The organism is Alteromonas sp. Cnat3-28 (genome assembly GCF_022348265.1).
GTDB lineage: Bacteria > Pseudomonadota > Gammaproteobacteria > Enterobacterales > Alteromonadaceae > Alteromonas > Alteromonas macleodii.
In genome coordinates this window covers 143,708-158,134 of the sequence record NZ_JAKREY010000010.1, presented here as the reverse complement: position 1 = coordinate 158,134, position 14,427 = coordinate 143,708, and the positions used below count along the sequence as shown (strand labels likewise).

Here is a 14,427-nt window from a genome sequence, read left to right as displayed (position 1 = left end):
TGCTTGTATGTGTTTGATTTATTTGGCTAATCATTTGTGGCATGGCTCTTGGTTTATCTTCCCATAGTTGGAAACACGACCATAAATCACAGAATAACCAAAACAAACTGGGAGCAACTCATGAAACTAGTCACAGCGATCATCAAGCCGTTCAAGCTAGATGATGTTCGTGAAGCCATTTCAGAAATCGGTATCGACGGTTTGACCGTGACCGAAGTGAAGGGCTTTGGACGTCAAAAAGGACACACTGAACTTTACCGCGGAGCGGAATATCAGGTGGATTTTCTACCTAAAGTCAAACTGGAAATTGCTGTTCAGGATGATCAAGTAGAGCGCCTGGTAGAAGCCATCGTTGGCGCTGCCAAAACAGGCAAAATTGGAGACGGCAAGGTGTTTGTTTACGACCTTGAACACGCCGTTCGTATTCGAACTGGTGAGTCGGATAGCGACGCGCTGTAAGCCACAACGATATATTTGCGGAGAAAACCATAATGGAAATCACTTTTGAACTTGGGTATGCGCTAGATACCTTTTATTTTCTAATCTGCGGTGCACTGGTTATGTGGATGGCTGCAGGTTTTGCGATGCTTGAAGCAGGTCTTGTTCGAGCGAAAAACACCACAGAAATTCTAACTAAAAACGTGGCGCTATTCGCTATCGCTTGCACTATGTACATGATTTGCGGTTACGGCATTATGTACGGTGGCGGCGATTGGGGTCCATTCCTAAGCGGTATCATGGCTGATGGCGCAACAGGTGTCGCTGAAGAGCCAGCAACATATGCACCTTCTGCTGACTTTTTCTTCCAAGTAGTATTTGTTGCAACAGCAATGTCTATCGTATCTGGTGCGGTAGCTGAGCGTATGAAGCTTTGGGCATTCCTAGCGTTCGCAGTTGTTATGACGGGCTTCATCTACCCAATGGAAGGTGCTTGGACATGGGGCGGCGAAGCAGTATTCGGTATGTATACGCTTGGCGACCTTGGTTTCTCTGACTTTGCAGGTTCAGGTATTGTTCACATGGCTGGTGCAGCTGCTGCTCTTGCTGGTGTTCTTGTGCTTGGTGCTCGTAAGGGTAAATACACCGCTGACGGTAAAGTAAACGCGATTCCAGGTGCAAACTTACCGCTTGCAACTTTAGGTACATTTATCCTGTGGATGGGTTGGTTTGGCTTCAACGGCGGTTCAGTACTGGCTACTGCAACTGTTGAAAGTGCAAACTCAGTAGCGATTGTATTTATGAACACAAATGCTGCAGCTGCTGGTGGTGCAATTGCTGCACTTATCGTAGCACGCATTCTATTCGGTAAAGCTGACCTAACTATGGTACTTAACGGTGCACTAGCCGGTCTTGTGGCTATTACAGCAGAGCCTTCAACACCTACACCATTACAAGCTACTTTGTTCGGCGGCCTTGGTGGTATTTTAGTAGTGCTTAGCATTGTTGCACTAGACAAGCTTAAGATTGACGATCCAGTGGGCGCAATTTCAGTTCACGGCGTGGTAGGTCTTCTAGGTCTTATCCTTGTACCTTTCACTAACGATGGTTCAAGCATCTCTGGTCAGCTAATTGGTGCAGCGACTATCTTTGTATGGGTATTCGTAGTGAGCCTAGTGGTATGGCTAGTGATTAAAGCGGTTATGGGTGTACGTGTGAGCGAAGAAGAAGAATTCGACGGCGTAGACATGAGCGAATGTGGTCTGGAAGCATACCCAGACTTCACAAGCAGCCGTTCGTAAGAGAGTCTCGATTAGGCAACGAAACAACAATAACAATAATGCCTTATTACTTCGTTTAGGCCCCGCTAATGCGGGGCTTTTTTCGTTTCATGCAATGTGTTTTAAGACCATTATTGAGCTTAGGAAAAGAGCCTAGGCGTAATGTGACAATAACGCTACACTATGAATCGATAAACTAACGCTAGATTTATTATCGGCAACGTTTTAGTAAAAGGACGGTTATGACTGCAAGTGTGCGACTTCTACCTTTGATACTGGCTTTCTTTAGTATCAGCTGTTTGGGCTATGACAGAATAACGGGGCAACCCTTTGCAAGTCGCTCAGAAGTTATTGCAAAGAACGGCATGGCAGCAACAAGCCAACCATTAGCTACGCAAGTGGCATTGGATATTTTAAAACAAGGCGGCAGTGCAGTTGATGCAGCTATTGCAGCCAATGCCATGTTAGGTTTAGTTGAGCCTACAGGCAGCGGTATTGGCGGCGACCTATTTGCCATTGTGTGGGATGCAAAAGAAGAAAAGCTAGTCGGCTTAAACGCTTCTGGCCGTTCACCCAGACAGTTAACCAAAGCGGTGTTTGCCGAGCGTGGCTTGCATCAAATTCCAAAATTTGGTCCGCTACCCGTTTCTGTCCCTGGCGCTGTAGATGGCTGGTTTGCACTACACGAAAAATTTGGCAAGCTGCCCATGTCTGCGCTGCTTACCCCATCTATCAAATATGCCCGTGAGGGGTTTCCTGTTTCAGAAGTCATTGCCTATTACTGGCAGATGAATCAAGAGCGAATTGGTCACTATGACGGCTTCGCAGAGACTTTTCTTATCGACGGGAAAGTTCCGCAAAAAGGCGATGTTTTTAAAAACCCTGGCTTAGCCGTGACCTATGAAAAGATTGCAACAGGCGGGCGAGATGCTTTTTATAAGGGCGATATCGCACGCACTATCGATGCTTACATGAAGTCTCAAGGCGGCTTTTTGTCATACCAGGATTTGTCATCACATACCTCGGAGTGGGTAGAGCCCGTCTCTGCTAACTATCGCGGGTATGATGTGTGGGAACTTCCGCCCAACGGACAAGGCATAGCGGCACTACAGATTCTCAATGTGCTTGAGCACTATGATATCGAAGGAATGGGGTTTAACTCAGCAGACTACATCCATACCTTTGTTGAAGCCAAGAAGCTCGCCTTCGAAGATCGCGCTAAGTTCTATGCGGATCCAGACTTCAACGATATTCCAGTCGACTGGCTAATTTCGAAAGAGTATGCCGCTAAGCGCCAGAAGCTCATAGATAATGAACGCGCAGCGAATCGCGTTGATGCGGGTATTTATGAAGGGGATACCATTTATCTGACCGTTGCTGATAAAGAGGGCAATATGGTGTCCTTAATTCAAAGTAACTACCGCGGAATGGGCTCAGGCATGACACCTCCAGGGCTAGGTTTTATTCTTCAAAATAGAGGTGAGATGTTTACCCTTGAAGAAGGGCACTTTAACGAATATCGCCCGGGAAAGCGTCCATTTCACACCATTATTCCAGCTTTTGTAACAAGAAACGGTAAGCCGGTGATGAGCTTTGGCGTGATGGGCGGTGGGACTCAGCCTCAAATGCATGCACAAATTATTGTAAATATTCTCGACTTTGGAATGAATCTGCAGGAAGCGGGGGATGCTCCACGCATACTCCACAGTGGGTCGAGTAGCCCAACGGGCGCGTTGATGACTGATGGTGGCTATGTGAGCTTAGAATCAGGGTTCAGTGAAACCGTTCAGCGAGAGCTAATGGAGCGGGGGCATAAGCTTCAACGCGTGGTAGGCGCGTTCGGTGGCTATCAGGCCATCGCTTGGGACGAGCAGAAAGGTGTCTATTTGGGCGCTTCAGAAACGCGAAAAGATGGACAAGCCGCGGGCTATTAAGCACACTAGTGTAAATAATAGGCGGCGGAGTTAATTTGTTCCCCCGTTTGCTGCTTCGCTTTAAAGGGTTTCAAAGTTTGAAGCAGCCGCTACACTTTACGATAAGGTTCGCACAACAAAGCGCGGCGAATGATCGCCAGCAGCGAAACGTCAGAACAAGGCGTTAATAACAACAAGAGCGGCAATGACACAACCACAAAAAGGCCTCTGCGCTGAGCCAAATTTACATGCACAGTATTTACTACTGAACGTCATTGATGACGATAGCCAAGCCGTACGCGCCAAACTATCTCGCGTACTGGATATATTCGAGCATTTTGAGAATGAGCACTACGAAGCCATGGTAACCGGCGTTGTCGCTATTGGCACCGGTTACTGGGCTGAGGTATACCCCGGTTTGATACCTGTTGAGCTTGCCCCTTTTCCTGATATGCAGTGTGATGATAGAAGTGCCCCCACCATGCCTTGCGATCTCTTCATTCAAATTCGCGCTGATAGGCTGGATATTTGCCATGCGGTTGGCATTGAAGTGATGGATTTGTTGCGTATTCATGTAGAACTGGTAGAGCAAATAAGAGGGTTTAGGTACTTAGATGGCCGTGACCTCAATGGTTTTCTTTATGGCGCAGATAATCCACGTGGCATGAAGCGCAGACAAGTCGGCATTATTGGCGAAGATGACCCTGATTTTAGCGGTGGCAGCTATGTTCACATACAACGCTATCGCCACGATTTAAGGCGCTGGAATAGTCTTTCAAGCCGTCAGCAAGAACAAGTGATGGGCACCACGCAAGAACACAATTTGGTAAGTAGCGAACAGTCTGAATCTTCGCATTGTGTTAGGGCAAGCACTGTTGCGCCCGATGGCGACGAACCAAGGCTAATTAAGCAAGGCATGCCATACGGTGATATGGCCTCCCAAGGTTTATTCTTTGTAAGCTGTAGTGCCAGTGCGCGGCCATTTAAACAGATGCTCCACAGCCAAATATACGGCAACGGTGAAGGCGATTATGACAGATGGCTGGACTTTACCAGTGCTGAAACAGGTGCTGCGTTTTTCGCGCCATCCATTAATTTTATTCGCCAGCAGGCTAAGTTATCTGAGTCCTAAATTTAACCGTCGCTTATGGCCATTGGGATTAGTAGACTAGCGCACCATCCCAATCCTCCTTAAAATCGACGCTTTTGTAAATTCGACAAACATCTATGTGATGATGCGCTAGCGAATCGTTTGGGCTCATAGCGACAGCGGTCTCAAAAAAAGAAATGGCCTCGTCCCACTGCTGATTTATACGGCATGCGATACCTGCGGCAATCTTGGTCTGAACCGCCAACTTCTTTTCCTGCTCACTCTCTGAAAGGTGGCTTAACACCTCGTATATTTCAATTGGCGCTTTTCGTCCTTTCACTCTTACCCAGTCAAGCAAGCGGGTTTTAATTGGGAAGCCAGAGCCTATGGTCTGAAGAACTTGGGCACTTACGATAATATCCGCCTCGTATTTGGGGGTTAAAGCTTCTAAGCGAGAAGCAATGTTTACGCTATCGCCAATGACGGTGGTATCCATCCTATCTTCTGAACCTACCGTACCCATAATAACAGGGCCAAAGTGGATACCTATTCCCATATTAATTGGTTCGTAGTTACTGTTCTTTCTATGGCCGTTATATATTGTCAGGGCTTTGCGTAAGTCGAGCGCAGCATTAACCGCATCCATAGCTTTTTGTTGTGAAGATCCTTCGCGATGATCGAACAGCGCCATAATGGCGTCGCCCATGAACTTATCAATAAAACCGTGGTTTTGATGAATAGGATCGTTCATTCTGGTGAAATAAGAATTAAGAAAGTTCATCAACTCTTGTGGCGTAATACGTTCAGAAAAACCAGTAAAGCCTCTGATATCGCAAAACATAATCGCAACGTCGTTTTCTGCCGCATAGCCAAGACCCAGCGCGTCTACGTCAGAATTCGACATGTGCTCCACAAACTGCTTTGGAATGAATTTTTGAAAGGTTTGTGTAAGCCTTTGGGCCTCATCGGCAGCTGTGTGAAAGTGCGTTTCGTCGTCGTTTTTTGCGACAGTGGTGGAGACATGACGCCCACGTTTAAATTGGCTAGCTCTGTATGAAAACCGACGGCTGCGCCTTACGTGCAAAATTGTGATAGCGACACTGTAGAGAAAAAGCGCGCAAATAGCGCCAAACTGCCAATCCATTGATAACACCACACCTATAAACTGCTTTTAAATGAAGGCTAATAATCTAGCCCGCGAGGAATTCAAGCGTTACGTATGAGAGAAGCAATGAAGAAGAGGCACTAACACGCCACGGTGGGCGTATTAGTGCAAAAATTACCAGAAAGGAATTAACTTAAAGCGTTGAGAACACTTTATCTGCTGCAGCAAGGGTTTGCTCAATGACTGCAGCGTCATGCGCTTTAGAAACAAAGCCCGCTTCATAAGATGCAGGTGCTAAGTAAACGCCTTGCTCTAGCATACCGTGATAGAACTTGTTGAATTGCTCGGTATTACAGTTAATTGCTTGCTTGTAGTTCGTGACTTTCTCTACGTCAGTAAAGAATATCCCAAACATACTGCCGGCAATATTAGTAGTTAGACTAATATTGTGTTTGTCAGCAAGGGCTTGGAAACCATCCACTAGCGTTTGCGTATTTTCGAAAATTGAATCGTAAAGTCCAGGCTGCTTTATTTGCGTTAAAGCAGCAAGACCTGCAGCCATTGCTACCGGGTTACCAGAAAGCGTACCCGCTTGGTAAATTGGCCCTGTCGGTGCTATGTGAGTAATAATGTCACGACGGCCACCAAAACAGCCCACTGGCATACCGCCGCCAATGACTTTACCCAAGCAAGTCAGGTCTGGTTTGATGTTGTAACGCTCTTGCGCCCCGCCGCGAGATACGCGGAAGCCTGTCATTACTTCATCAAAAATCAATACGCTGCCATATTGGTCACAAATAGCGCGAAGTCCTTCAAGGAAGCCTTCCACAGGAGGGATACAGTTCATGTTACCTGCGACAGGTTCAACGATAATGCACGCAATATCATCGCCATGGGCTTCGAAGATTTCTTTTACGCTGTCTAGGTTATTGTATTCAACGGTAAGCGTATGCTCAGCAACATTTGCTGGAACACCTGGTGAACTTGGTACACCAAGGGTTAGCGCCCCTGAGCCCGCTTTCACTAGCAGTGAGTCGGCGTGCCCGTGGTAGCAGCCTTCAAACTTAACAATTTTGTTTCTGCTCGTGTAGCCGCGAGCCAGGCGAATAGCTGACATGGTGGCCTCTGTACCAGAGTTCACCATGCGTACCATTTCCATAGATGGAACCAGTTCGCTAACCAACTCAGCCATGATCACTTCAGCTTCGGTAGGTGCACCGAAAGACAGTCCGTTATACGACGCTTCAATAACCGCTTCGCGAATTTGGGCGTTATTGTGACCTAGAACCATAGGGCCCCAAGACTGAATATAGTCAATATATTGCTTACCATCCGCATCCCACATGTAAGCGCCATCAGCTTTCGTGATGAAGCGAGGTGTACCGCCTACCGCTTTAAAAGCGCGAACGGGTGAATTTACGCCACCAGGAATGGTTTTTTGGGCGCGGGTAAATAGGGCTTCAGATTTTTGCATGTAATTACTTACTCTTATTGCTGTACCAAACAACGTCACGCTCGTACTTAGTGAGAAGGTTTTCTACACCCAGAGTAAGCGCAAACAATGCCATTCTGACAAGTACACCATTGTCGGTTTGTCTAAAAATGGCGAGGTTTGGATTGAGGTTTAGATCGTTATCTAATTCGTTGGCTTCCATACGTGAATCTCGTGGAAGTGGATGCATGATAACGGTCTTCGACTGAAAGTGTTTCGTGTAAATCGACTGATTAAGGCGGAACTTACCTCGGTATTTGTTGGCTTCTTCTTGAGAAGGAAAGCGCTCTTCCTGAATGCGTGTTTGATAGCATATGTCCGCATCCATATTCCCTTCAAGGGTATCGGTAATCGTAAGCTGGTGCCCCGCATTTTGGATGGCGTCTATGATGGGCTGAGGCATGGCCAGCTCTTTTGGCGAAATGAGCGTAAAGCGAATGTTTTTAAACAAACATAACAAGCGAGATAAAGAGTGTACTGTTCGGCCGTAGCGCAAATCACCAATCATGGCGATGTGTAAGCCGTCAATGCCGTGGCCATTGTATTCCAGTTCGCGTTTAATCGTGAACAAGTCCAACAGTGCTTGGGTTGGGTGTTCGTTTGCACCATCACCACCGTTGATAACAGGTACACGACTACCTTCGGCAAATTCTGCCACTGAACCCGCCGCAGGATGTCGCATTGCAATAATGTCGGAATAGCCGCTCAGCACACGGGCTGTGTCGTACAATGACTCACCTTTAGCCAGCGCAGAGCTCGACATGCCGGTGGTTTCTCTAACTTCACCACCTAAAAGGTTGAATGCGGTACCAAAGCTAACTCGCGTACGGGTACTTGGCTCAAAGAACAGGTTACCGAGAATGGCGCCATCTAGCACGGTTGTGCGCTTTTGTCGTTTGGCATAGGGTTGCATGGAATTGGCAACTGAGAACACTTTCTCAATGGCCTCGCGATCGAATTGATTAACCGAAAGAATGTGGTTACCGGTAAAGTCAGACATGCGCTTCTCAATCATCAACGAAAACGGCGCTAGTTTATAATACCGCTGGGGTTAAGTCATTAGCGCAACGTTAATCTTGCCTTAGGTTTTTCTCAGTTTGGCGTTTTATTGAAAAGGGCTTTCCACAAATCAAAACGCAAGTGTGCATATGCGCATATGTCGACTAATTGTGTTGCTGAGTATAGTGGGTAAAGAGTAAAAGGATCTTTTCAGCCGCGCTATTTACGTGGGCTGTAATCGCTTCGTCTTGAAGCGGAGACTGTATGCCGCACAGCATCATTGTGTGATATTCCCCCTTAAGCAGGGCGCAATAGTCAACTGCCAGCTGTTGGGCGATATCACGGCTTAAGCTACCTTCTCCGAACTTCTCTATGACATCACTCAATGTAGATAGGGAAGCTTCTGGGCCAGCCTGATAAAAAAGTGTTGCCACATGAGGACTATTTACCGCTTCAGCTATAATTACTCGAAAGATAGCAATGGCTTCAGGATCTTGTAATAGTCGCACAAATTGACAGCCAACTTTTCGTAAACATTCTAATAGTGAGAGTGAGCCTGAAGTGGCGTCGATAAGTTGCTGGGTGTCGAGTTGGTATGATCTGCATTTCGATGAGATTGCCGCTTTAAAAAGAGCATCTTTTCCTTCGAAATGAGAATAGACCGTTTGTTTAGACACACCAGAGGCTTTAGCCACAGTGTCCATAGATGTGTTGGCAAAGCCCTCTTTTAAGAACAGGCAAGACGCTGCATGCAATATAAGATGGTATTTCTCTTCGCTCTTAGGTCGGCCTTGCTTTCGAGTGGTAGCCACGTTCGTTCTCACTTTATTGACGAATATTTAAATATCAAACTGGACGGTCTAGTATTTATATACTAGCATAGCACAATAAGTATGCAAATATAGCCCAGAGCAAACGCTAAACTGGTTAAAGGAAATGTTATGACTGCTGCAACGACGCCTTCTAAAAGTGGCAAACTCTCACTTATTATCGCTATTGCCGTTTTTACTGCAGCGTTGGTCATTCTTTTGATGACAGCAGGTCTTGGCAATGCGACACAAACGCCAGAGGCAAGAGTTCCCGTTGCAGTGTCCACTGGAACAGTCAAAATTCAATCGGGCTTTGAAACTCCAATCAATGTTTTTGGGCTTATCGAATCCCCACGGGCCACTTCGCTTTCATTCGATATGGCAGGGCAAGTCAATACTTTACTTGTTGAAGAGGGCGATGTAGTAAGCAAGGGAGATGTTCTAGCTCGTCAAGATGTTCAGCGTCTGAACGCCAGAAAACGTGAGCTTCAAGCCTCACTTGAGCGTGCGAACGCCGACCTTGAGCTTGCTAGAGTAAATAGCGAAAGAACCACGTCGTTGGTTGAGAAAAAGCTAGAATCAGCACAGCGACTAGACGAAGTAAAGGCAAGTTTAAATGTCGCTAAGGCCCAAGTTAGTGAAATGCAGGCCGCCCTTGAATCACTGAATGTAGAAATAGAAAAAACGACCCTTATTTCTCCCTTCGATGGCGTAGTCAATCGACGCTTTTTTGATGAAGGCAGTGTAGTTAGCGCTGGAACCCCCGTGTTTGGAATTACGGGCATAGAGAATTATCAGGCTCGTTTCGCGGTACCTGCCGATGTTGTGGATCAGTTTGACCTTAATGAGCCGGTGCTGGTTAGCGTCGGGGATATTGATGTGGCGGGTACTGTTACGCAACGCTTACCTGTTCGCAACGTGCAAACGCGAACCATTGATATTTTAGTGACATTAAATAGTAATGAGCGGGTACGCCCCGGTGATATGGCTATTTTATCTGGATTTCGTTCTCACTCTGAGACAGGAAGTTGGCTGCCGGTTAACGCGCTAAGCAACGGCTTGCGCGGTTTGTGGCGCGTATTTGTTTTATCAAACGAGCAAAACGCCACCCTTGAAGCCCGTGTAGTGGAAGTTGTATATACAGACGGAAACAACGCGTTTGTGCGCGGAGCGCTTAAAGATGGAGAGGTTTACGTAAGCGAAGGTACACACAAACTCGCACCTGGCCAAATGGTATCAATCCCTAGTCAACATCGAGCTGGGGCACGCTAATGAAGTCTTTTAACTTCGGCTCAGATAAATCTTATCCATGGTATACCTTATTTTACCGACGAGGGCATTTACTCATACTGAGTCTTCTGGTGCTAGTCACAGCAGGGTTGTCAGCATTAGGCTCTCTGCCGCGTATTGAGGACCCGCGAATAGATACGCGAAACGCACTGATCATCACTCAATACCCAGGCGCGTCGGCGGAACGGGTAGAGGCTTTGGTTAGTGATGTGCTTGAAGACAGGCTTAGAGAAATATTTGAAATAAAGGAAGTGAAGTCCACGTCGCGTGCTGGTATCTCCATCATTCTCATAGAGACGCAAGACTGGATAAATAATTCAAGTAACGAACAATTATTCAGTGAAATTCGCGATGCCATTGGCGCTGCCGCTGAGTCATTCCCTGAAGGTGCCATGGCGCCAGTTTTCGATGAAAAGCGCGGCGCGACAGCGTTCACTTTATTGCTATCTGTGCGAGCAGACCACTTTGAAAATACCCCTATTACACTCACCGCGCGTTTGGCTCAAGAACTTACAGACAGGCTGCGAAACGTTAATGGCACTGAGTTAGTACGTGTATACGGCGCACCGCAGGAAGAAATTAGCGTCAATATCGACCCTATTAAGCTTGCTGCAACGGGTCTTACCTTACAGCAAGTAAGCAATTTAATAAGCCGCGCCGACCCCAAATTGCCTGCGGGTATGCTTAACTCCCAGCAAAGCAATTTGCGCTTTACAGTGGGAGAGGGCTTAAATGGCGTGAACATGATTGCTTCAATTCCCTTAGTTAACGAGCAAGGCCGCTACTTACGGGTAGAAGACGTCGCTAAAGTGGAGCGCAGTTTCACTACCCCTCGCAACGAAGTGGCATTTCTAAATGGTGAAGAGTCTATCTTTGTGGCAGCGCGTATGCAGCCCTCGCTGCGTTCTGATGTATGGACAGAAAACGCATTAGCAGTAGTGGAACAGTTCAATAAAGACTTCAGCGGAACCTTAACCGCGACCGTTGCATTTGAGCAAAACGAATATACCGCTACTCGCCTTGCTGACTTATCGATGAACCTGCTTATGGGGTGCGCCGTGGTCATGATGGTTATTCTACTTTTCATGGGGTTTCGTGCTGCGTGGATTGTGGGCCTGGCACTTCCCTTATGCGCCGCTTTTGCCTTGTTCTCTTTAAGTTTTTACGACGAGCAAATTCACCAAATGTCTATCTTTGGCATGATCATCGCCATTGGTTTACTAATCGATAATGCCATTGTTATTACCGATGAAATTCGCATTAATTTACAAGATCCTAATTTAACGCGAGTAGGTGCTATGGCCAAAAGCGTTTCACATCTATTTGTACCGCTTTTGGCTTCAACGCTGACGACCATTTTAGGCTTTATGCCCATCTTTCTTTTAGATGGAAACATCGGTGACTTTGTTGGCCCGATTGCCATTAGCGTGGTGATGGCACTTATTGGCTCGCTGTTTATTTCTCTTACTATCATTGCAGCCCTCGCTGCCCGATTTTTGCCAAAGCAAGACAATAGTTCGCAACATGAAATAGCATCGAAGGCGTGGTGGAAAGTGGGATTACAAGCGCCAGAGCTCAGTCTCGCTTTTAAAAAGCAATTGGGTAGATGGGTTAAACAGCCAATTTTGGTATTACCGGTTATTGCTATCCTTTGTTTATCGGGTTTTGTATTGTCGGGCACCTTGGCGAATGTGTTTTTCCCAAGTGCAGATAGAGACCAGTTCGAAGTGTACCTGTGGACCAAAGAAGGGAGCAGTATCGACAACACAACGAGCTATGTTAAAAAAATAGATAGTGCTATTCGCAGTGAGCAAGGCGTGAAACAAGTTAGTTGGTTAGTCGGGGGCTCTGCGCCGTCGGTGTACTACAACCAGATGATGACGCGTGACAACATGCCTTATTTCGCAAATGCTGTGGTGTCGACAGATACAGTGGATGACGCTGTTGCGCTAGTGGGCAAACTACAACAAGAGCTTGATAGCGCGTATCCAGAAGTACAAATTGTAGTGCGAGCCTTTGGGCAGGGGCCGCCTATTGCGGCGCCTGTTGAGGTAGAGATTTTCGGCCCTGATCTGAATGTGTTGAATGACCTAGGCGACAAAGTACGCATGTTAATGTCTGAAGTCGACGGCATTTCTCAGTCTATAACCAGCGTTTCAATGGGAGAACCCGAGCTTAAAATAAACGCGGACAGCGATAACCTGTCTTACTTGGGGCTTACGCTTTCCGAGCTTGCCAATCAAATGCAGATAAACTTTTCAGGTATTACTGGTGGTTCTGTTTTGGAAAGCACAGAAGAAATTCCTGTACGCGTAAGGCTAGACGAGGCGTATAGACAAAATGTAACGGGCGTAGACGCCATGCCAATTCCGGTTGCAGGAGACAATGCTATTTCTTGGTCGCCACTTGCTGCTGTAACAAACTTAATGCTTCAGCCTGCAACCAGCAGTATCACGCGTCTCGATGGTGAAAGACTCAACCGTATTCAGGCGTTTTTGCTTCCTGGTGTTCCGGCCATTGATGCAAGTAACCATTTGCGAGATCTGCTCGAAAGTCGATTAATTCTTCCCGAAGGATATCGTATTCATTTAGCTGGAGACGCTGATGAACAGCAGCAAGCATTAGGTAAATTAGCGACCTATGCGCCGGTGCTTTTGGTTCTTATGGTAACCACGCTCATTCTGACTTTTACCAGCTTACGCATGGCGGGTGTAATCGGATTAGTGGCAATACTTTCTGTAGGGCTGGGTATGTTCAGTCTTTGGATATCTGGATTGCCGGTTGGGTTTAATCCGCTGCTAGGTTGTGCAGGCCTTATTGGCGTAGCAATCAACGGATCGATAGTGGTCATTGCCGCTATCAACGCGAACCCCAAAGCAAAGCAGGGAGACACGAAAGCCATTGTTGAAGAAACCATGAGCTGTAGCCGCCATATTTTATCGACTACTTTCACAACGGTAGGTGGATTGATTCCTTTGCTATTGTTCAGTGAAGGTAGCTTTTGGCCGCCGTTGGCCGTGGTGCTGGCTGGTGGAGTAGGATTCTCGGTAATCTTGTCGTTAGTCTTTACGCCAACTATAGTGGCTGCTTTTCAACGATACCGTTATAGAAATCACACATTGGCATAATTTTACGGTTAAACTATCCCTTTTTAACCCACGTATAAATTTGGCTTACTTAGCGTATGCGAAAATCAAATCCTCTTTTGCGTTGGTGGCAAACCGACTGCGTTAAGTGTAAACGCATGAGACTTTATATCGTTTGGGCCGTAATCATGTTGGTGGTGTATTTTTATGTCTGGTACTAGTGTCGAACCAATCTATATCCGAGCTGCCTCGAAAAGTAACGGTATTACCAGCCTGGTGCTGGGCTGTATCGGTTTGTGTGTTGCGGCACTGTGGTTAGCCTTTCTTCCCGATTGGCTGTTCTTAGCGGGGATTTTCATCACCAGTGCCGCGTTAGTGTGCTTGCTCGTAGGGTACTTCAAAATTCGTGAGCCCGACTATAGTTTGGAAATAGCCAAAGACTATATTACTTATCGCCACCGTCTGGGCAGTTGGCGTATTCACTGGGACAACCTGCTGCGCGCAGATTGCCCCCGTGTTCGTCATGGGCTGGAGCATATTCCCCTTGAAACCATCGGTTTCAAAATCAAAAGTTACACGGATTTCCTCAATACGATTTCACCACGGCTTGCAACGCACTTGTTAATGGAGCAGCGGCCATTGCTAATGCAGAACACAGATGAGAATTGCGCCTCTGGAAGCTGTTATGAGCAATCTATGTTTGACGATAAGCAGTACGTTATGGAAGACGGGACCATCATTAAAGGCATTAAAGCTATGCTGGCACATCGTATGGTAGAGCTAAGAAAGCGCCTTGGGTATGATATTTTTATCGCGAGCTCAGAGCTAGATAGGGATGCCAGCGAGTTTGCAGGACTTATTGCTCAGTGCCAGAAAGCTAGGCAGTCTTCTGAAGCCAGCTAAGCTCATCGTAGCAATTAGACTT

The 14,427-nt window shown here is 46.8% G+C and carries 11 protein-coding genes; 7 read left to right on the top strand and 4 right to left on the bottom strand.

Annotation, left to right across the window (positions count from 1 at the left end; translation table 11 throughout):
• Positions 1-120 precede the first annotated feature (120 nt).
• From glnK to MHM87_RS12215, 4 genes are all read left to right on the top strand, one after another.
• Positions 121-459: a P-II family nitrogen regulator gene (gene glnK, locus MHM87_RS12230; protein WP_012516988.1), complete on the top strand. Its 339-nt coding sequence runs from the start codon at positions 121-123 to the stop codon at positions 457-459.
• A 32-nt stretch (positions 460-491) separates the two neighbouring features.
• The gene (locus MHM87_RS12225; RefSeq protein ID WP_014948004.1) at positions 492-1,739 is read left to right on the top strand and encodes an ammonium transporter; all 1,248 of its coding nucleotides are present in this window, start codon (positions 492-494) and stop codon (positions 1,737-1,739) included.
• A 221-nt stretch (positions 1,740-1,960) separates the two neighbouring features.
• Positions 1,961-3,652 carry a gamma-glutamyltransferase gene (gene ggt / locus MHM87_RS12220; RefSeq protein ID WP_239259292.1) on the top strand — a complete coding sequence of 564 codons (1,692 nt, stop codon included), beginning with the start codon at positions 1,961-1,963 and terminating at the stop codon, positions 3,650-3,652.
• Positions 3,653-3,836: 184 nt separating this feature from the next.
• Entirely contained in the window at positions 3,837-4,763 is a 927-nt protein-coding gene (locus MHM87_RS12215; RefSeq protein ID WP_014948006.1) for a Dyp-type peroxidase, read from the top strand.
• 28 nt (positions 4,764-4,791) lie between these two features.
• On the opposite strand, the gene MHM87_RS12210 is transcribed toward MHM87_RS12215, so the two are convergent.
• From MHM87_RS12210 to MHM87_RS12195, 4 genes are all read right to left on the bottom strand, one after another.
• The gene (locus MHM87_RS12210; protein ID WP_239259290.1) at positions 4,792-5,865 is read right to left on the bottom strand and encodes an adenylate/guanylate cyclase domain-containing protein; all 1,074 of its coding nucleotides are present in this window, start codon (positions 5,863-5,865) and stop codon (positions 4,792-4,794) included.
• A gap of 154 nt (positions 5,866-6,019) precedes the next feature.
• The gene (gene hemL, locus MHM87_RS12205; protein WP_014948008.1) at positions 6,020-7,300 is read right to left on the bottom strand and encodes a glutamate-1-semialdehyde 2,1-aminomutase; all 1,281 of its coding nucleotides are present in this window, start codon (positions 7,298-7,300) and stop codon (positions 6,020-6,022) included.
• A gap of 4 nt (positions 7,301-7,304) precedes the next feature.
• Complete coding sequence (locus MHM87_RS12200; protein ID WP_239259288.1) at positions 7,305-8,318, bottom strand: aspartate carbamoyltransferase; 1,014 nt, start codon at positions 8,316-8,318, stop codon at positions 7,305-7,307.
• A 163-nt stretch (positions 8,319-8,481) separates the two neighbouring features.
• Entirely contained in the window at positions 8,482-9,129 is a 648-nt protein-coding gene (locus MHM87_RS12195) for a TetR/AcrR family transcriptional regulator (RefSeq protein ID WP_014975467.1), read from the bottom strand.
• A gap of 129 nt (positions 9,130-9,258) precedes the next feature.
• On the opposite strand from MHM87_RS12195, the gene MHM87_RS12190 reads away from it, so the two are divergent.
• From MHM87_RS12190 to MHM87_RS12180, 3 genes are all read left to right on the top strand, one after another.
• Positions 9,259-10,398: an efflux RND transporter periplasmic adaptor subunit gene (locus MHM87_RS12190; protein WP_239259287.1), complete on the top strand. Its 1,140-nt coding sequence runs from the start codon at positions 9,259-9,261 to the stop codon at positions 10,396-10,398.
• Positions 10,398-13,544, top strand: a complete 3,147-nt coding sequence (locus tag MHM87_RS12185) for an efflux RND transporter permease subunit (RefSeq protein WP_239259286.1) — start codon at positions 10,398-10,400, stop codon at positions 13,542-13,544. Before MHM87_RS12190 ends, MHM87_RS12185 begins: the two co-directional genes overlap by 1 nt.
• A 165-nt stretch (positions 13,545-13,709) precedes the next feature.
• Positions 13,710-14,405, top strand: coding sequence for a DUF2982 domain-containing protein (locus tag MHM87_RS12180; RefSeq protein WP_014948013.1), 696 nt, complete (start codon positions 13,710-13,712; stop codon positions 14,403-14,405).
• The last annotated feature ends 22 nt before the right edge of the window (positions 14,406-14,427 follow it).